Raw genomic sequence first — 19198 nt, 5'->3', positions numbered from 1 at the left:
CCCTCGCCCGCTCACCAGGCACCCCGCAAGGCAGCCGAACACGCCACCGCGCCACACCGGCCCTCGCCCGCTCACCAGGCACCCCGCAAGGCAGCCGAACACGCCACCGCGCCACACCGGCCCTCGCCCGCTCACCAGGCACCCCGCAAGGCAGCCGCACGCCACCGCGCCACACCGGCCCTCGCCCGATCACCAGGCACCCCGCAAGGCAGCCGCACACCCCGCCGGACAGCCCTAAGGCGTGCCTGCCGTGTCGCCGCCCGTCGCCTTCAGTGCCAGCCAGAGCTCCATGCGGACGTCCGGATCGTCCAGGGAGCGGCCCAGGATCTCCTCCACCCGGCGCATGCGGTACCGCAGGGTGTGGCGGTGCACTCCCAGGTCCGCGGCCGCCGCGTCCCACTGGCCGTGGCGGGAGAGCCAGGCGCGCAGGGAGGCGACGAGGTCGCCGCGGCCCGTGGCGTCGTGCTCGTGGAGGGCGCGGAGCATGCCGTCGGCGAAGGCCCGGACCGCGTCGTCGGCGAGCAGCGGCAGGACCGAGCCCGCCGCCAGCTCCTCGTGCTCCACCAGGGCCCGGCCGCGCCGCCGGGCCACCGACAGCGCCTGCTCGGCCTGCTTGTACGCGGCCGCCGCCGCGATCGGGCCCGTCGGGGCCGAGAGTCCGACGACGACCCCGGCGTCCTCCGCCTCCCGCTCGGCGTACGCCTCGCACGCCGTGACGACCGCTCCGCCGTCGGTGGCGAGGACGAGCAGTCGCTCCTCGCCCTCCGGTACCGCGAGCACCGTCTCGCCCGCCCGGGCCGCCGCCGACTCCAGCGCCTCCGCGAGCACCGGAAGCGGCGCTTCCCCCTCCGGCTCGCCCGTCGCCGGCTCAGCGATCAACAGGCGGAAGGGCGCGTCGAGGAGCCCGCCGTACAGATCGCCCGCCACGGCCCGGGCGTGGTCCGGCTGCCCCGACAGCATCATGCGCAGCACCGCCGCGCCCAGCCGGCCCTCGGCCGCCTGGAGCGAGCGGGAGCGCTCTGTGGTGAGCGTCAGCAGGGCGATCGCGGAGTGCACGGCGTACCGTTCCGCCGTCCCGAGCGGCGCGCCCGTCCCGACCGCCAGCGCGCCCCTGACCCGCCGCCCGCTCCCCAGGGACTGCAGCTCGACCCGGTCGTCCGTGCCCCCGACCACCGCGCTCGCCGGCGCGGGCCGTTCCCGCAGCCGCTCGACGTCGGGCGTCAACCGCGCGGCTCGCCGCGCCGCCCACTCGGGTGACACCGCGAGGACCGTGCCCGAGGTGTCGTACAGCGCCGCCCACCCGTCCACGTGCGCCGCGAGCCGCGCCACCACCGCGTCCGGCCCCTCGGCGAGCGCCGCCCGGGTGAGCTCACGCTGCGCCTCGAAGCCGGCGGTCACCGCACGGTACTGGTCCGCCGCGATGGCCGCCGACACCGCCTTGCTGATCGCCAGGAACGGCGTCCGCCGCGGCACCTCCAGGAGCGGCAGGCCCTCCGCCCGCGCCGCGTCGAGGAGCGCCTCCGGGATGTCCTCGTAGTTGACGCCGATCGCGAATCCGAGCCCCACCACCCCCGCGGCGAGCAGCCGCCGCACATAGCGGTGCATCGCCTCGGGGTCCTCGGCGTCGAGGGTGAGCGCGGTGGTGAGCAGCAGCTCGCCGCCCTCCATGTAGGGGACGGGATCGGTGAGCTCACTGACATGGGCCCAGCGCACCGGCGTGTCGAGGCGGTCCTCACCGGCTCGGACGGTGAGCTTGAGCGCCGAGTGCTGGACGAGGGAGGCGAGGGTGGGCGGCATTGGGGACCGTCGGACCTTTGAGCGAGGGGAGGGCCGCTCAGCCGAGCGGCGCCCCCGATTGTGCCAGGGCCCACTGCCCCGCGCTTCGGCTCTCGCCTCCGCCCGGCGCCGCCCCCGCTCCCACTCGGGGTCGCCTCCCGCCTCCACGCTCACAGGCATCGGCCCCCGCCTCAGCTCCGCAGATCCACCAGCAGTGGTGGCGTGTGCTCGCCCCGCACATCGGTGAGGGACAGCACCGCGTGCCCGGCCGGGACAGCGTGCGCCAGGTCGGAGGCCGACCACCGCTCCCGCTCCACCTCGCGTACGGTCACGGCCTCCGCCGTCGCCGCCTTGCCGGTCACCACGCGCCGCATGAAGTGCAGGGCCTTGGTGAGGGGCTCGTCGGAGATGATCTGCCGGTTGGTGACGTCCCGCGTCTGCACCCATTCGGTGCCCCACGTCTCCGCGAACCGTCCTCCGTCCCAGTGCGCGATCCCGGCGAACGCCATCCGGCAGCCGACCGCGCCGAGCAGCGGACCGCGCAGCGTCTCGGGCACGTCCTCCAGGCTGCGCAGCGCGAGGACGACACCCGCGTTGGCCGAGCGCAGCCGCTGCACCGCCCGCACCGAGTCGGCGGTGACGGTGTACGAGGCGTCGTCGAGGACCAGACAGGCGAACAGCGACCGGTCGCGGCGGGCGAGGGCGGCCTCGGCGAACTGGGCGAGCAGCAGCCGGGAGACGATCCGGGAGGCTTCGGCGTGGCCCCGTTCGGGCAGGTCGACGCGGACCCGGAGCGGGTGTTCGACGGCCCGGAGGGAGAACTGCCGCTGCGGTCCCTCCGCCTCCGTACGGAAGAAGCGCGCGAAGGCAGGCCGGTCGAGGAAGGCGATCCGCTCGGCGAGCAGCACGCCGACGTCGTCGGCGCGTTCGGCCTGGCGGGCGCGGGCGTCGAGCTCGCGCAGCTGGGCCGGGTCGCCGGCGACGGCGCGGCGCAGCGCGGCGGTCGCCTCCGGTGTCCCGGCGAGCAGTTCGCGCAGCTCGGGGACGGCCGGGAAGCGCCGGTACGCGCTGTGGAACGGCCCGAGGAGCTGGGCGAGCGCGGTGGCGGCCCGGCGGCTGTCGGCGACGAGGTCCCCGACGAGCGCCTCGGCGAGGATCCGGGCGGCCTCGTCGGGGTCGTCGGCGCCGCCGTACAGGTCGAGGTCGTGGGTGGAGTCCGCGCGGCCGACGGAGACGACGACGTCGAAGGAGTCGTCGGGTCCGAGGGCGGTGCCGTGGGCGGTGACGGCGACGACGGCCGCCCGGTTGGCCAGCGCCTGCAGACAGAGCGACTCGACGACCGGCCGTACGAGGCGCACGGTCTTGCCGGACCCGGCGGGGCCGACGGCGAGCAGCGAGGTGCCCAGCAGGCCGGGCTCCAGGGCGACGCCCGTGGTGCGGCGCGCGTACGGGTTGCGGGGGTGGTCGGCGGCGGTGCCGATGCGTACCTGCGCGGTGGCCAGGTCGTGTGTGGCGGTACGGACGGGCAGGTCGCGGAGGCCGGAGGGGTGGGCGCAGGCGGCGGCGCCCCGGGTGCGCACGGCGTCGTCGAAGGCGGCGAGCCGCTCGGGCCGGGTCCGTACGCCCTGCCAGGCGCGCCGGATCCGGGCGTAGTCGACGTCGCCGAGGGCGCCCCGACGAGTGGCGTCGGCGAGGGTGCCGGCGGCCTCGGTGAGGCCGGCCTCGCGCAGCTCGGGCCACTCCACGGGGTCGGCGGTGGGCGGAGCGGCCGCCTCGGCGGCCGGGTCGGCCGTCCCCAGGCGGCGGCGGACGGCCGGCCAGGTGCCGATCCGCGTCACGGCCGCGGCGACGGCGACGGCGAGCAGGACGTAGTAGAGGTTGGAGGTCCAGGTGAGCCAGGTCTCCCTGTCGCGGGGCATCTCGTGCCAGACGCCCTGCACGAGCACGAACAGGGGCCACAGGGGCACGCCGTAGCGCTGCCACACCTCGCGCCAGTTGCCGACCCGGCCGAAGCCGACGGAGAGCAGGGACAGGACGATCGCGTCCCAGAGGTAGGTGGCGGCGACGAAGAGCTGGATCTGGGGGCTGTGCACCGACTGCCAGGAGTCGGGCACGAGCAGGGTCATGGGCAGCAGCCACCAGTCGTCGACGAAGATCCACCACCCTTCGAGGTAGCCGTTGAAGAGCAGGGACCACAGCAGCCAGCCGCAGAGGTAGGCGATGAAGGCGCCGGTGAGCAGCTGGCGGCCGGGGACGAGGTCCGGTTCCTCGGCGGGCCGCTCACGGTGGCCGAGCCGCCAGACACCGGGCGCGGCGGCCGGCCGCGGCACGCGCAGCCAGTCGGCGACGGCCGGACGGGTGGCGGGCGCGTGGAGCGGCATCGCGGGCGAACCGGCGGGCGCGGAGGCGAGCGGGCGTGGAGGCGGCCCCGCAGCTGCGGACGCGGACGCCCCGGGAGCCCCTTGCCAAGGCGGCCCCGCGGGCGCGGACGGAGGCGCCGCGGCGGGCGCGGACGCGTGATCGGGCGGCCCCGCGGGCGCGGACGGAACCGACCCCGCGGGCAGCGGCGGCCCGGCCGAGGCGGGGGGCGGCAGGTGCGGCGGTGACGCCGGGCGGGGCGCCGCATCGGGTCGTGTGCCGCGCGTGTCGAATGTGCCTTCGGATTCCATGAACCGCTGCCCCCTGACCAGCCACGCCCGTCTGTGCACCGTCAATCTAGTGCCCCCACGGGAGTGAGTTCAGCGACTCGCACCGGTGTCGTCCGCGGGCGCCTATGTCCGCCGCGGACAACGACGTACCTCGCAACACTCCCTATCGGCGCATGCCCGCTCCCCTCCCCCACGCCTAGCCTGCGAAGAAACCACAAGTGCGTCCAGAACATCCCAGGAGCCCCGCATGAACGCTGTCCCGCAGGAGCGGCGCGTCGTCACCGCCATCCCCGGCCCGAAGTCGCAGGAGCTGCAGGCCCGCCGCCTCGACACCGTGGCCGGTGGCGTGGGCTCCGTGCTGCCCGTCTTCACCGCCAAGGCCGGCGGCGGCATCATCGAGGACGTCGACGGCAACCGTCTGATCGACTTCGGCTCCGGCATCGCCGTGACCTCCGTCGGCGCCTCCGCCGAGGCCGTGGTCCGCCGCGCCGCCGCGCAGCTCGCCGACTTCACGCACACGTGTTTCATGGTCACGCCGTACGAGGGTTACGTCGAGGTCTGCGAGGCGCTGGCCGAGCTGACCCCGGGCGACCACGCCAAGAAGTCCGCGCTGTTCAACTCCGGCGCCGAGGCCGTCGAGAACGCGGTCAAGATCGCCCGTTCGTACACCAAGCGCCAGGCGGTCGTCGTCTTCGACCACGGCTACCACGGCCGTACGAACCTGACGATGGCGCTGACGGCGAAGAACATGCCGTACAAGCAGGGCTTCGGTCCGTTCGCGCCCGAGGTCTACCGCGTCCCGGTCGCCTACGGCTACCGCTGGCCCACCGGCGCCGAGAACTGCGGCCCCGAGGCCGCCGCCCAGGCGATCGACCAGATCAGCAAGCAGATCGGCGCCGACAACGTCGCCGCGATCATCATCGAGCCCGTCCTCGGCGAGGGTGGCTTCATCGAGCCGGCCAAGGGCTTCCTGCCGGCGATCGTGAAGTTCGCCAACGACAACGGCATCGTCTTCGTCGCGGACGAGATCCAGTCCGGCTTCTGCCGTACCGGCCAGTGGTTCGCCTGCGAGGACGAGGGCATCGTCCCGGACCTGATCACGACCGCCAAGGGCATCGCGGGCGGCCTGCCGCTCGCCGCCGTCACCGGCCGCGCCGAGATCATGGACTCCGTGCACGGCGGCGGCCTGGGCGGCACCTACGGCGGCAACCCGGTGGCCTGCGCCGGTGCGCTGGGCTCCATCGAGACGATGAAGGAGCTCGACCTCAACGCCAAGGCGAAGAACATCGAGTCGATCATGAAGGCGCGCCTGTCGGCGATGGCCGAGAAGTTCGACGCGATCGGCGACATCCGTGGCCGCGGCGCCATGATCGCCATCGAGCTGGTGAAGGACCGGGCGACCAAGGAGCCCAACCCGGAGGCCGCGGGCGCGCTGGCGAAGGCCTGCCACGCCGAGGGCCTGTTGGTCCTGACCTGTGGCACCTACGGCAACGTGCTGCGCTTCCTGCCGCCGCTGGTGATCGGCGAGGACCTGCTGAACGAGGGCCTCGACATCATCGAGAACGCGTTCGCCGGAATCTGAGGCGTACGACACCGCCTGTGAAGAACGTGTGGGGGGCCGATGGCGGGATGGAGATCCGGCTGTCGGCCCCCCTTTTCGTGCCGTACGGTTTCTGCAGATGAGAGAAACACCCCGCTCGCAGGGCACTGCGGGCGACAACAGGGCGGAGCCTCCCCAGCCCCGCCTTGATCGTGCCCTCGCGCACACCGCTGGAGCCTTCGGCTCCGGAACTCCTCACCGATCGGATGGCCGCCCGCCCCACACCCCCCGGGGCGCGCGGCAGCCCGGTCAAGGCGGCCTCCCCGGAACCACCCCCCCTGTTCCGGGGAGGCCGGCTGTCTTCTCGGCTCTCGTTCTCCTCGCCCTCGTCACCTGGCAGGTCCTCGTCGAAGGGCCCCTCGCCCGGCTGGACGAACGCGCCTCCCGCTCCGTCGTCGACACCGTCCCGCGCGGGCTCTCCGAACTCGGCGCCGACCTCGGCAACATGACGGTCGCCCTCCCCGTCCTCGTCTGCGCGATGGCGTACGCGGCGTGGCGTGGCCGGCGCGCGGCGGCCCTGTACGCGGGCGCGGCCATGGCTCTCGTACCGCTCCTGGTCATCCCGCTCAAGGAGTGGACGGCCCGCCCGGGGCCCCTGGAACCGTGGGCCGCGGGCTACTACCCGTCGGGCCACACGGCGACGGCGATGGTGGCGTACTTCGGCGCGGCCTTCCTGGTCTCGAACCGCCTGATCCCCGTCGCCGCCGTGCTGACGGCGGCGACGGGGACCGGACTGATCCTGCGCGGCTACCACTGGCCGTTGGACGTGTTGGCCAGTCTCTGCCTCGGCTCGCTGATCCTGGCCCTCAGCTCCACCGGTACGCGTCGAAGTTCCGGCTGAACTCCCAGCCGTTGAACCGGTCCCAGTTGATCGACCAGGTCATCAGGCCGCGCAGCGCGGGCCAGGTGCCGTGGGTCCGGTACGTGCCGCAGTCGGTCTGCCGGGTGAGGCAGTTCAGGGCCTTGTTCACCTCGGCCGGGGTGGTGTGGCCGTTGCCCGCCTGGGGCGAGGCCGGGAGGCCGATGGCGACCTGTTCCGGACGCAGGGGCGGGAAGACGCGGTCGGTGTTTCCGGCCACCGGGAAGCCGGTGAGCAGCATGTCGGTCATGGCGATGTGGAAGTCCGCGCCGCCCATGGAGTGGTACTGGTTGTCGAGGCCCATGATCGGGCCCGAGTTGTAGTCCTGGACGTGGAGCAGGGTGAGGTCGTCGCGCAGGGCGTGGATGACCGGGAGGTAGGCGCCGGCGCGCGGGTCCTGGCCGCCCCAGGGGCCGGAGCCGTAGTACTGGTAGCCGAGCTGGACGAAGAAGGTCTCCGGGGCCATCGTCAGGACGAAGCCGGGGCCGTATTCGGCCTTGAGGGTCTTGACCGCCTGGATCAGGTTCACGATCACCGGGCTGGTCGGACTGCGGAAGTCGGTGTCGCCGGTCTGGAGCGACAGGGAGTGGCCCTCGAAGTCGATGTCCAGTCCGTCGAGCCCGTACTCGTCGATGATCTTCGAGACGGAGGAGACGAAGGTGTCGCGGGCGGCCGTGGTGGCGAGCTGGACCTGGCCGTTCTGGCCGCCGATGGAGATGAGGACCTTCTTGCCGGCGGCCTGCTTGGCCTTGATCGCGGCCTTGAAGTCCGCCATCGATTCGACGTTCGGGCACTCGGAGGCCGGGCAGAGGCTGAAGCGGATGTCACCGGAGGTCACCGAGGTCGGTTCGCCGAAGGCGAGGTTGATGACGTCCCAGGAGTCGGGGACGTCGGCCATCCGGGTGTAGCCGGAGCCGTTGGCGAAGCCGGCGTGCAGGTAGCCGACGAGCGCGTGGGCGGGGAGTTGCGCCCCGGGGTTCCCGCCGCCGGACGTGGTCGTGGCCGTCACCGCCGCCGACTTCGGGGACTCGCCCGCGCTGTTCACGGCCGAGACCTGGAAGCTGTACGAGGAGGCGGGCGCGAGGCCGCTCGCGGCGGCCGAGGTGCCGGAGACGGTCAGGATCCGGGAGGCGCCCCGGTAGACGTGGTAGGACGTGGCGCCCGGGACCGCCGCCCAGGTCAGCGGGACGGTGGAGGACGTCGGGGTTCCCGCCGTCAGGCCGGCCGGCGCGGCCGGGATCTCGACGGGGGCTCCGCCGGGGCCGACCAGGCTCAGGTCGTCGGCGTGGTAGGCGGCGGTGCCGTACCAGCCGTGGGTGTGGATCGTCGCCGAGGTCGTCGACGCGCCGGTCCTGAACGTGGTCGTCAGACGCTGCCAGTCGGGGGCGGTCCGGGTCCACGTGGAGACGTCGGTGGTGCCGGTTCCGGACGCGCCGAGGTACACGTACTCGCCCCGGACCCAGCCGCTCAGCGTGTAGTCGGAGTTCGGCTTGACGGTGACGGTCTGGGAGCACCGGGCGTTGTCGTTCCCCGCCGGCGTCGCCCGCAGCGCCTTCGTACCGCCGTGCACGGGTGACGAGACGACGACTCCGCTGCCCGCCGTACAACTCCAGCCGTCCAGGCCGGACTCGAACCCGCCGTTGCGCGCGAGCTCGGGATCGGCGGCCTGGGCCACGGGGGTGAGGGCGGCGAGGCCACCGGCGGCGAGCACGCCCGCCAGCAACAGGGTGAGCGGTCTGGTGCGGTCCACAACTGCCTCCGGGGATGGGGGAATCGAGGTGGAACGCGCCACAGCATGGTCCAGACCAATCAAGTGGTCAAGACCTCTGGACGATCGCGGCGGGGCCGCCTCTCGCCCGGCGTCGCGGTCACCGTCCGCCCGACTCCCCTTCCTCTCCTGCCAGTCGGCCCGCCGCTTCGTGCATCGCCAGCTCGAGCAGGGAGGCGTCGTTGAGGATCCCGCTCCCGTCCGGCGGCACCAGCCAGCGCACTCCTCCGGTCGCCCGTCCCGGGTACGGCACGACGATCCAGGCGCCGCGGCCCGCGCCGCGCACCCCCGTACCGAGCCAGCAGGCGGCCGTGCCCGGGGGCACGAAGAAGCCCGTCCGGGCGTCGCCGAAGTCGGTGAGGACCGGGCCCGGCCGGTCCACGAGCCGGCTCAGCACGTCGAGCGTGGGGCGACCGAGCTCCCCCGGCAGGATCAGAACGTCCCAGCGCCTGCCCGCGGGCAGCAGCACGACCCCGAGGGGGTTGCGCTCCCATGCCCACCGGCAGGCGTCGGGATCCGGCGCCACCGATACCAGCCATTCCACTGCGGGCCTGGCCCCGGAACCACTCATCGCCAACGGCCTCCATTCCGTGTGCGGACACGCGGACGTGCTGTCCACACGCAGAGAGCGGGGTTGGCGACGATCATTACGCGGGTTCGGTCACCCGATGGTGGTGAACCGGGGGCACATCATGATCAAGTGGGGTGCGCCGGGGGCGCATCCCCGGCGCACCCCACGCGGGGAGCGCCGGGGGCGCATCCCCGGCGCACCCCACGCGGGGAGATCAGCTGTCGAAGCCGAGGCCCAGGCGGTCCATCGCCTTCAGCCACAGATTGCGCCGCCCGCCGTTCTCGTCGGCGCGGGCCAGCGACCACTTGGTGAGGCCGATGCCGGCCCAGGCGATCGGCTCGGGCGGGAAGGGCAGCGGCTTGGAACGGACCATCTTCAGCTCGGTGCGTTCCGTGCGCTCCCCCGCGAGCAGGTCGAGCATCACGTCGGCGCCGAAGCGGGTGGCGCCGACGCCGAGGCCGGTGAAGCCGGCCGCGTACGCGACCTTCCCCTGGTGCGCCGTGCCGAAGAAGGCGGAGAAGCGGGAACAGGTGTCGATCGCGCCGCCCCAGGCGTGGCTGAAGCGGACCCCCTCCAGCTGCGGGAAGCAGCGGAAGAAGTGCTCGGCGAGGGTGAGGTACGTCTCCGGGCGGTGGTCCCTCTCGGCGCTGACGCGGCCCCCGAAGGGGTAGATCGCGTCGTAGCCGCCCCACAGGATCCGATGGTCGGCGGTGATCCGGAAGTAGTGGAACCGGTTGGCGCTGTCGCCGAGCCCCTGGCGGTTCTTCCAGCCGACGGAGGCGAGCTGCTCCGGGGTGAGCGGCTCGGTCGTCAGGGCGTAGTCGTAGACCGGGACGGTGTAGGGCCGCACCCGCTTGACCAGCGACGGGAAGACGTTGGTGCCGAGCGCGACCCGGCGGGCGACGACCCTGCCGTACGGGGTGCGCACCCCCATCCCCGAGCCGACGGAGACCAGCTCCAGGCCGGGGGTGTTCTCGAAGATCCGTACGCCCAGGTCCCGGCAGGCCCGCTTCAGTCCCCAGGCCAGCTTGGCGGGGTGGAGCATGGCGACCCCTCGGCGGTCCCAGAGGCCGCCGAGGAAGGTCGGCGAGTCGACCTGTGCGCGGACCGCGTCCCGGTCGAGGAGCTCCAGTCCGTCGGCGAGACCGAGCCGGCGGGCCTCCTCGTACATCTCGGCGAGTTCGTCGAGCTGGTGCGGCTCGGTGGCGACGTCGATCTCGCCGCTGCGCTCGAAGTCGCAGTCGAGGGAGTAGCGGGCGACCGCCTCCTCGATGGCGTCGAGGTTGCGCTCGCCGAGCCGCTCCAGCGTGGCCAGCTCGTCCGGCCAGCGGGCGAGCCCGTTGCCCAGACCGTGGGTGAGGGAGGCGGCGCAGAAGCCGCCGTTGCGGCCCGAGGCGGCCCAGCCCACCTCACGGCCTTCGATGAGTACGACATCCCGGTCCGGCTCCCGCTCCTTGGCGAGGAGCGCGGTCCACAGTCCGCTGTAGCCGCCTCCCACCACGAGAAGGTCGCACTTCTCGGTGGTGGTGAGGGCGGGCAGGGCGGCGGGCTTGCCGGGGTCGTCCAACCAGAAGGAGACGGGCCGGGCGTCGGAGAGAGATCGAGCAGCGGTACGCATGGCGACTGGGGCCATGGCTTCCAACTCCTTACGGAACCACGTGACTACGTGAGCTGTGCCTTCTTGCGACGGTTGGCGGCGATCTGGCCGCCGAGGACCACCAGGACCGCGATGACGAACATCGCCGTGCCGATGACGTTGATCTGGACGGGCGTGCCGCGCTGCGCCGAGCCCCAGACGAACATGGGGAAGGTGACGGTCGAGCCCGCGTTGAAGTTGGTGATGATGAAGTCGTCGAACGAGAGCGCGAAGGCGAGCAGCGCTCCGGCGGCGATGCCGGGGGCGGCGATCGGCAGCGTCACCCGGACGAAGGTCTGCACCGGACCCGCGTAGAGGTCGCGCGCGGCCTCCTCCAGGCGCGGGTCCATCGACATCACGCGCGCCTTGACGGCGGTGACGACGAAGGACAGACAGAACATGATGTGGGCGATCAGGACCGTCCAGAAACCGAGCTCGGCGCCCATGTTGAGGAAGAGGGTGAGCAGCGAGGCCGCCATCACGACCTCGGGCATCGCCATCGGCAGGAAGATCAGCGAGTTGATCGCGCCGCGCGCCCGGAAGCGGTAACGGACCAGCGCGAAGGCGATCATCGTGCCGAGGGCCGTGGCGCCGAGCGTCGCCCAGGCGGCGATCTGGAGCGACAGGGTGAGCGAGCCGCACAGGTCGGCGACGCCGCACGGATCCTTCCAGGCGTCCAGGGAGAAGCGCTGCCAGGCGTAGTTGAAGCGCCCGTTGGGCTTGTTGAACGAGAACACCATCACGACGATGTTCGGCACGATCATGTACGCGAGCGTCAGCAGGCCCGCGATGACGACGAGGTTCTTCCGCAGCCACATCATCAGACCAGGTCCTCCGTTCCCGCACGGCGGATGTAGACGGTGACCATGACGAGCACGATCGCCATGAGGATGAAGGACAGCGCTGCCGCCGTCGGATAGTCGAGCACCCGGAGGAACTGCGACTGGATGACGTTGCCGACCATCTTGGTGTCGGTCGAGCCGAGGAGTTCGGCGTTGACGTAGTCGCCGCTCGCCGGGATGAAGGTGAGCAGCGTGCCCGAGACGACGCCCGGCATGGAGAGCGGGAACGTCACCTTGCGGAAGGTGGTGACGGGCGACGCGTACAGGTCCTTGGCCGCCTCGTGCAGCCGCCCGTCGATCCGCTCCAGTGAGGTGTACAGCGGAAGGATCATGAACGGCAGGAAGTTGTACGTCAGACCGCAGACCACCGCCATCGGGGTGGCGAGCACCCGGTCGCCCTCGGTCCACCCGATCCAGCTGGTCACGTCCAGGATGTGCAGGGTGTTGAGGACGTCGACGACCGGTCCGCCGTCGGCGAGGATCGTCTTCCACGCCAGGGTCCGGATGAGGAAGCTGGTGAAGAACGGCGCGATGACCAGGACGAGGAGCAGGTTGCGCCAGCGGCCGGCCTTGAAGGCGATCAGATACGCCAGCGGGTAGCCGAGCAGCAGACACAGCAGCGTGGCGGTGCCGGCGTACAGCAGGGAGCGGACGAACTGCGGCCAGTACTCCTGGAAGGCGTCCCAGTAGGTCTGGAAGTGCCAGGTGACCTGGAAGCCCTGCTCCAGGGAGCCGGTCTGTACGGAGGTCGACGCCTGGTAGACCATCGGCAGCGCGAAGAAGACGAGCAGCCAGACGATGCCGGGCAGCAGCAGCCAGTACGGGACGAGCCGCTTGCGGGTGGCCGCCTTGCGGACCGGGAGGTCCGGCGTCGGCGGAGCTTCCGTGATCGTCACGAGGCGTCCTCCACCGTCTCCACGCCCGCGTCGATGTCCTGAGCGGCGTCCAGACCGAACGTGTGGGCCGGGTTCCAATGAAGGACGACCTCCGCGCCGGGGACGAGCCGCGTGTCACGCTCTATGTTCTGCTCGTAGACCTGCAGCTCCGCGCCCGCCGGCGAGTTCACCGCGTACTGGGTGGAGACGCCGATGAACGAGGAGTCGACGATCCGCCCGGTGACCTGGTTGCGCCCCTCGGCGATCGAGCCCGCGTCGTCGGCGTGCGCGAGCGAGATCTTCTCGGGGCGGACACCGACGAGCACCTTGCCGCCGGTGCGTACGGTGGCCGAACAGCGGTCGGCCGGCAGCCGGAGCTTGCCGCCGCCGGCCGTCACGACCAGATCGGCGGCGCCGGTCTCGGCGACCTCGGCCTCGATGAGGTTGGAGGTGCCGAGGAAGTTGGCGACGAACGTGGTCCGCGGGTTCTCGTAGAGGTCGGCGGGTGCGCCGAGCTGTTCGACCCGGCCGCCGTGCATCACCGCGACCTGGTCGGCCATGGTCATGGCCTCCTCCTGGTCGTGGGTGACGTGGACGAAGGTGATGCCGACCTCGGTCTGGATGCGCTTGAGCTCCAGCTGCATCTGGCGGCGCAGCTTGAGGTCGAGGGCGCCGAGCGGCTCGTCGAGGAGGAGGACCTGCGGGTGGTTGATGAGCGCGCGGGCGACGGCGACGCGCTGCTGCTGGCCGCCGGAGAGCTGGTGCGGCCTGTGCTTGGCCTTGTCGCCGAGCTGGACGAGGTCGAGCATGTCGCCGACCTGCTTCTTCACCGACTTGACGCCGCGCCGGCGCAGGCCGAAGGCGATGTTCTCGTAGATGTCCAGGTGCGGAAAGAGCGCGTAGGACTGGAAGACGGTGTTGACCGGCCGCTTGTACGGCGGGAGGTCGGTGACGTCCTTGTCGCCGAGGAAGACCGTGCCGGTGGTGGGCTCCTCCAGGCCGGCGATCATGCGCAGGGTGGTGGTCTTTCCGCAGCCGGAGGCGCCCAGGAGGGCGAAGAACGAGCCCTGCGGGACGGTCAGGTCGAGCGGGTGGACGGCGGTGAAGGAGCCGTATGTCTTGCTGATGCCGGTGAGACGGACGTCGCCGCCGGTGTTCGTGTCAGTCATGGGTCGCGATCCCAGGGGTTGTGAAGGGGCTGGACACGGGTCGTGCGTCGTCGGCTCAGGCACCGATGAGCTTGGCGAACTTCTCCTCGTACGCCGTCTCCTCCTGGCTCGTCAGCGAGCGGAAGGCGTGCGACTTCGCGGCCATGGCCTTGTCGGGGAGGATCAGCGTGTTGTTCGCGAGCTCGGGGTCGATCTTGGCGAGCTCGTCCTTCACCCCGTCGACCGGACAGACGTAGTTGATGTACGCGGCGAGCTGGGCGGCGACGGGAAGCTCGTAGTAGTAGTCGATGAGCTTCTCGGCGTTGGTCTTGTGCCGGGCCTTGGCCGGGACGAGGAGGTTGTCGCTGGAGGTGATGTAACCGGCCGAGGGGATCGCGAACTTGATGTCCGGGTTGTCGGCCTGGAGCTGGATGACGTCACCGGCCCAGGCGAGACAGGCCGCGAGGTCGCCCTTGTCCAGGTCGGAGGTGTAGTCGTTGCCGGTGAAGCGCCGGATCTGCTTCTTGTCGACGCCCTTCTGCAGCCGGCCGATCGCCTCGTCGTACTCGGCGTCCGTGAACTTCCCCGGGTCCTTGCCCATGTCGATCAGGGTCATGCCGACCGAGTCGCGCATCTCGGTGAGGAAGCCGACCCGGCCCTTGAGGGAGGGGTCGTCCAGGAGCTGGGTGACCGAGTCGACCTTCTTGCCGCCGGTCGCCTTCGCGTTGTACGCGATGACGGTGGAGATGCCGGTCCACGGGTACGAGTAGGCGCGGCCCGGGTCCCAGTCGGGGCGGCGGAACTGGCTGGACAGGTTGGCGTAGGCGTTGGGGAGGTTGGCCGGGTCCAGCTTCTGTGCCCAGCCGAGCCGGATGATCCGGGCGGCCAGCCAGTCGGTGACGCAGATCAGGTCGCGCCCGGTGTCCTGGCCGGCCGCGAGCTGCGGCTTGATCTTTCCGAAGAACTCGACGTTGTCGTTGATGTCCTCGGTGTACTTGACCGTGATCCCGGTGCGTTTCGTGAACGCCGCCAGGGTGGGGCGGGACTTCTCGTCCTCGCTGACGTCCATGTACTCGGTCCAGTTGGAGAAGCTCAGGTGCTTCTCCTCGGCCGAGAAGTCCGTGGACGCGGGGCCTTGGCCCTCCCGCTTGGCCGGCGGGATGCCACAGGCGCTCAGGCCGGCGAGGCCGCCGACGGTGAGCGCGCCGACGCCTCCGGCGCGCAGCATCGAACGGCGGGTGAGAGCGCCCCGGCCGCTCGTCAGGCTGCGCCGCATCGCCGCGAGCTGTGCGGCGGACAGGCTGTCGGGCTCGTACTGCTCCATGCGCTGTGCCCTTTCGGGATGGTTTCGCCGCCGGTCGGGCGACGTGATTGCTATCGGTCCCCGAAGATCGTGCGGTGCCAGTCCTTCGCGGCGACCGCCGTGTTGTCGTACATCACGTGCTTGACCTGCGTGTACTCCTCGAAGGAATACGTCGACATGTCCTTTCCGAATCCGGAGGCCTGGTAGCCGCCGTGCGGCATCTCGCTGATGATCGGAATGTGGTCGTTGACCCAGACGCACCCGGCCTTGATCTCGCGGGTGGCGCGGTTCGCCCGGTAGACGTCGCGGCTCCAGGCGGAGGCCGCGAGGCCGTACGGGGTGTCGTTGGCGAGCCGGATGCCGTCGTCGTCGCTGTCGAAGGGCAGGGCCACCAGGACCGGTCCGAAGATCTCCGACTGCACGACCTCGCTGTCCTGCGCGGCGCCGGTGATCAAGGTCGGACGATAGTACGCACCGTGCTTCAGGTCACCTCCCGGGGCTTCGCCGCCGGTGACGACGGTGGCGTAGCCGCGGGCGCGCTCGACGAAGGCGGCGACGCGGTCGCGCTGGGCGTGGCTGATCAGCGGGCCGAGGTCGGTGGAGGGGTCGAAGGGGTCGCCCAGACGGACGGTCTCCATCAGCTCGGCGACCCGGGCGACGAAGGCGTCGAAGAGCGGGCGCTGGACGTACGCACGCGTGGCGGCGGTGCAGTCCTGGCCGCTGTTGATGAGGGAGGCGGCGACGGCGCCCTGCGCGGCGGCCTCGAGGTCGGCGTCGTCGAAGACGACGAAGGGGGCCTTGCCGCCGAGTTCGAGGTGCAGCCGCTTCACGGTGGAGGTGGCGATCTCGGCGACCCGCTTGCCGACGGGGGTGGAGCCGGTGAAGGAGGTCATGGCCACGCCGGGGTGGCCGACGAGGTGCTCGCCGGCGGTCCGCCCGGCGCCGGTGACGATGTTGACGACTCCGTCGGGGATGCCGGCCTCCGTGGCCGCCTGCGCGAACATCAGGGAGGTCAGCGGAGTGAGTTCGGCCGGCTTGAGGACGATCGTGTTGCCGGCGGCGATGGCCGGGAGGATCTTCCAGGCGGCCATCTGGAGGGGGTAGTTCCAGGGGGCGATGGAGCCGACGACGCCGATGGGCTCGCGCCGTACGTACGAGGTGTGGTCGCCGCTGTACTCACCGGCGGACTGGCCCTGGAGATGGCGGGCCGCGCCGGCGAAGAAGGCGGTGTTGTCGACGGTGCCGGGAACGTCGAACTCGGTGGAGAGCTTGATGGGCTTGCCGCACTGGAGGGACTCGACGCGGGCGAACTCCTCGGCCCGCTCGGCGAGTACGCCGGCGAAGCGGTGCAGGGCGTCGGAGCGCTCGGCGGGGGTGGCGGCGGCCCACGCGGGGAAGGCGTCCGCCGCGGCCGCGACGGCGGTGTCGACGTCGTCGGTGGAGGCGAGCGCGTAGGTGTACACGCTCTCGCCGGTGGCCGGATCGACGACGCTGTGTTCCTCACCCGCGGTTCCGGCCCTCAGCCGCCCGCCGATGTACTGTGCGCCGTCCGCGAAGCGGTCCGTCACCTGGAAGCGGTTGCCCATGACGCTCTCCGTTGTCCCAGCTCGAATTGAGTGCCGATCCTGACAGAGGGCTCCCCACGCAACAAGGGATTCCGTTGTTGCCTTTTGGTTACGCGACGGAATCGGTCGACCAAGTGTCGAGGGGGCCGCGAAATACCCGTACGGAGTGTCCGTGGTGACTGCCAGACTCGCGTGCATGGGGCAGATCGAGGAACTGACACAGCAGGTCAACCGGGGTGAGCGAATGAAGTGGCTGCACTTCTGGGGGCACCGCCCGAGGCCGGACGGGCAGCTCTCGGCGAGCTGTCTGAGCCAGTGGTGGGCGGCACCGTTCGAGGTCGACGGGCTGCGTTACGCGACGGCGGAGCACTGGATGATGGCCGGGAAGGCGCGGCTCTTCGGTGACGCGGAGGCCGAGCGCGCGGCGCTCGCGGCCCGCACGCCCGCCGAGGCGAAGAAGGTGGGGCGCCAGGTGCGGGGCTTCGACGAGACGGTGTGGGAGCGGGAGCGCTTCCGGATCGTCGTCGAGGGCAGCGTCCACAAGTTCGCCTCGGACGAGGGGCTGCGGGGGTTCCTGGTCGGCACGGGCGGCCGGGTCCTGGTGGAGGCGAGTCCGATGGACCGCGTCTGGGGCATCGGACTCGCCGCCGGCGACCCGCGTGCGAAGGACCCCTCCCGCTGGCGCGGCCTCAACCTCCTGGGCTTCGCCCTGATGGAGGCGCGGGAACGCCTGCGCTGACGACGGGCGGGGGCGGGGGCCTTCCGGTGACCGCCCGCCCCTTCACGGCGTGGATCCGATCCGCCGATCCCCCTATCGCGCGTCGATCACCAGGGTCGTCGCGAAGGGGTCCTCCGGGTTGTCCTCGAAGGTCGACGGGTCCTGCTGGATCGCCCAGAGGATGAAGCCCAGGAAGACCGCGCCGACCACGATGCCGATCGCGCCCAGCACGATCCCGGCTATCGCCATGCCCCGGTTCGTCGCCTCGCCCCGGCCGGCCTTCTTGACGCCGATGATCCCGAATATCAGCGCGAGGATGCCCAGGACGACGCCGAACCCGTACAGACAGAAGCCGAACACCGCCACGATGCCGAGCACCATCGCCGCCGTACCCATGCCGTTGGACGGGGGCTGCTGCCACCCGGGCTGGGCGTAGCCGCCGGCGCCGTAACCGGCGGTCCCGTATCCCGAGTAGCCGGGGTAGCCGTACGCGGCCGTGCCCGGGGGCGCCATCGGCGCTGTCGGGGGCGTCGGATATCCGTAGGCTCCGGGGGCCGTCCCCGGGCCGCCGGGCGCGACCGGAGGCGGCGGCACCTGGCCCGTGCCGGCGTCCCCCGTCGGCATCGACGTCATCGTCGGCTGGTCGTGCACCGGCGGACGGTCCTGCGCCGGCGGGGTCGCCGGCTTGCTCAGTTCCACCCCGTCGCGGTTCGGCGGAGCCCACGGATCCGCCGGGTCGTACCCGCCCCGCGGCTGGTCGCTGTTGTCAGACATGGGCCTCCCCCATCGTGGTTCCGCCATGCTACGACCTCCCCCCGCGGCCGGAACGGCCCGGCCTACGATGATCCGATGACCGATCTCCACCCCTTCATCGCGGGGCTTCCCAAGGCCGAGCTGCACGTCCACCACGTCGGCTCCGCCTCCCCCCGTATCGTCGCCGAGCTGGCCGCCCGCCACCCCGACTCCAAGGTCCCCACGGACCCGGAGGCGCTCGCCGACTACTTCACCTTCACCGACTTCGCGCACTTCATCGAGGTCTACCTCTCCGTCGTGGACCTGATCCGCACCCCGGAGGACGTCCGGCTGCTGACCTACGAGGTCGCCCGTGACATGGCCCGCCAGAACATCCGGTACGCGGAGCTGACGATCACTCCCTTCAGCTCGACCCGTCGCGGGATCGAGGAGCGCGCCTTCATGGCGGCGATCGAGGACGCTCGCAAGGCCGCGGCGAGCGAGCTGGACGTCGAGCTGCGCTGGTGCTTCGACATCCCGGGCGAGGCCGGTCTGGAGGCCGCGGAGGAGACCGCCCGGCTCGCCGTGGACCTGCACCCCGAGGGGTTGGTCTCCTTCGGGCTCGGCGGCCCGGAGATCGGCGTGCCGCGCCCGCAGTTCAAGCCGTACTTCGACCGGGCGATCGCGGCCGGCCTGCGCTCCGTGCCGCACGCGGGCGAGACGACCGGCCCGGAGACGATCTGGGACGCGCTGAACGACCTGCGCGCCGAGCGCATCGGCCACGGCACCAGCGCCGTGCGGGACCCGGAGCTCCTGGCCCACCTCGCCGAGCACCGGATCGCCCTGGAGGTCTGCCCGACCTCGAACATCGCGACCCGCGCGGTCGCGCACCTCGACGAGCACCCCCTCAAGCGGATGGTGGACGCCGGTGTCCTGGTGACGATCAACAGCGACGACCCGCCGATGTTCGGCACGGATCTGAACAACGAGTACGCGGTCGCCGCCCGTCTCCTGGACCTCGACGAGCGCGGTCTGGCCGCCCTCGCCAAGAACGCGGTGGAGGCGTCCTTCCTCGACGCGGCCGGCAAGGCCCGGATCAACGCGGAGATCGACACGTACACCGACGACTGGCTGGCGCGCTGACAGCCGGGACAATG

Annotated in this window: 15 protein-coding genes; 4 read left to right on the top strand and 11 right to left on the bottom strand. The window is 71.7% G+C overall.

Annotated features, from left to right (window positions below):
- Positions 1-234: 234 nt before the first annotated feature.
- Together ABZY12_RS22420 and ABZY12_RS22415 are read right to left on the bottom strand one after the other, a co-directional pair.
- Complete coding sequence (locus ABZY12_RS22420; protein WP_356892954.1) at positions 235-1797, bottom strand: PucR family transcriptional regulator; 1563 nt, start codon at positions 1795-1797, stop codon at positions 235-237.
- Between the two features lie 170 nt (positions 1798-1967).
- On the bottom strand, positions 1968-4157 hold the full coding sequence (locus ABZY12_RS22415) for an ATP/GTP-binding protein (RefSeq protein ID WP_356892952.1): 2190 nt from the start codon (positions 4155-4157) through the stop codon (positions 1968-1970).
- A gap of 514 nt (positions 4158-4671) precedes the next feature.
- Between ABZY12_RS22415 and gabT the strand changes: the two genes are divergently transcribed.
- The gene (gene gabT, locus ABZY12_RS22410; protein ID WP_356892950.1) at positions 4672-6006 is read left to right on the top strand and encodes a 4-aminobutyrate--2-oxoglutarate transaminase; all 1335 of its coding nucleotides are present in this window, start codon (positions 4672-4674) and stop codon (positions 6004-6006) included.
- A gap of 97 nt (positions 6007-6103) precedes the next feature.
- A complete protein-coding gene (locus tag ABZY12_RS22405) occupies positions 6104-6865 on the top strand; it encodes a phosphatase PAP2 family protein (RefSeq protein ID WP_356892948.1) in 762 nt (253 codons plus the stop codon).
- Here ABZY12_RS22405 and ABZY12_RS22400 read toward each other — a convergent pair.
- From ABZY12_RS22400 to ABZY12_RS22365, 8 genes are all read right to left on the bottom strand, one after another.
- A complete protein-coding gene (locus tag ABZY12_RS22400) occupies positions 6831-8633 on the bottom strand; it encodes a glycoside hydrolase family 18 protein (protein WP_356892946.1) in 1803 nt (600 codons plus the stop codon). The genes ABZY12_RS22405 and ABZY12_RS22400 overlap by 35 nt on opposite strands.
- A 118-nt stretch (positions 8634-8751) precedes the next feature.
- On the bottom strand, positions 8752-9222 hold the full coding sequence (locus tag ABZY12_RS22395) for a hypothetical protein (protein ID WP_356892944.1): 471 nt from the start codon (positions 9220-9222) through the stop codon (positions 8752-8754).
- Between the two features lie 214 nt (positions 9223-9436).
- Positions 9437-10855: an FAD-dependent oxidoreductase gene (locus tag ABZY12_RS22390; RefSeq protein WP_356892942.1), complete on the bottom strand. Its 1419-nt coding sequence runs from the start codon at positions 10853-10855 to the stop codon at positions 9437-9439.
- A gap of 29 nt (positions 10856-10884) precedes the next feature.
- The gene (locus tag ABZY12_RS22385) at positions 10885-11679 is read right to left on the bottom strand and encodes an ABC transporter permease (protein ID WP_356892940.1); all 795 of its coding nucleotides are present in this window, start codon (positions 11677-11679) and stop codon (positions 10885-10887) included.
- Complete coding sequence (locus ABZY12_RS22380) at positions 11679-12596, bottom strand: ABC transporter permease (protein ID WP_356892938.1); 918 nt, start codon at positions 12594-12596, stop codon at positions 11679-11681. Before ABZY12_RS22380 ends, ABZY12_RS22385 begins: the two co-directional genes overlap by 1 nt.
- Positions 12593-13744: an ABC transporter ATP-binding protein gene (locus ABZY12_RS22375; protein ID WP_356892936.1), complete on the bottom strand. Its 1152-nt coding sequence runs from the start codon at positions 13742-13744 to the stop codon at positions 12593-12595. The genes ABZY12_RS22380 and ABZY12_RS22375 overlap by 4 nt, the downstream gene beginning before the upstream one ends.
- Before the next feature lie 55 nt (positions 13745-13799).
- Positions 13800-15047, bottom strand: a complete 1248-nt coding sequence (locus ABZY12_RS22370) for a spermidine/putrescine ABC transporter substrate-binding protein (RefSeq protein WP_356892934.1) — start codon at positions 15045-15047, stop codon at positions 13800-13802.
- A 50-nt stretch (positions 15048-15097) separates the two neighbouring features.
- On the bottom strand, positions 15098-16612 hold the full coding sequence (locus tag ABZY12_RS22365) for a gamma-aminobutyraldehyde dehydrogenase (RefSeq protein ID WP_356892932.1): 1515 nt from the start codon (positions 16610-16612) through the stop codon (positions 15098-15100).
- Between the two features lie 175 nt (positions 16613-16787).
- Here ABZY12_RS22365 and ABZY12_RS22360 point away from each other — a divergent pair, with 175 nt between their 5' ends.
- The gene (locus tag ABZY12_RS22360; RefSeq protein ID WP_356892930.1) at positions 16788-17330 is read left to right on the top strand and encodes an NADAR family protein; all 543 of its coding nucleotides are present in this window, start codon (positions 16788-16790) and stop codon (positions 17328-17330) included.
- A gap of 72 nt (positions 17331-17402) precedes the next feature.
- Here ABZY12_RS22360 and ABZY12_RS22355 read toward each other — a convergent pair whose 3' ends face one another.
- A complete protein-coding gene (locus ABZY12_RS22355; RefSeq protein WP_356892928.1) occupies positions 17403-18083 on the bottom strand; it encodes a DUF4190 domain-containing protein in 681 nt (226 codons plus the stop codon).
- Positions 18084-18158: 75 nt separating this feature from the next.
- On the opposite strand from ABZY12_RS22355, the gene ABZY12_RS22350 reads away from it, so the two are divergent.
- Positions 18159-19184: an adenosine deaminase gene (locus tag ABZY12_RS22350; RefSeq protein WP_356892926.1), complete on the top strand. Its 1026-nt coding sequence runs from the start codon at positions 18159-18161 to the stop codon at positions 19182-19184.
- Positions 19185-19198: the final 14 nt, after the last annotated feature.

It is taken from the genome of Streptomyces sp. NPDC006551, assembly GCF_040611675.1.
GTDB lineage: Bacteria > Actinomycetota > Actinomycetes > Streptomycetales > Streptomycetaceae > Streptomyces.
Note: the sequence above shows the minus strand (reverse complement) of the source record. Positions and strands in the feature narration are given on the sequence as shown.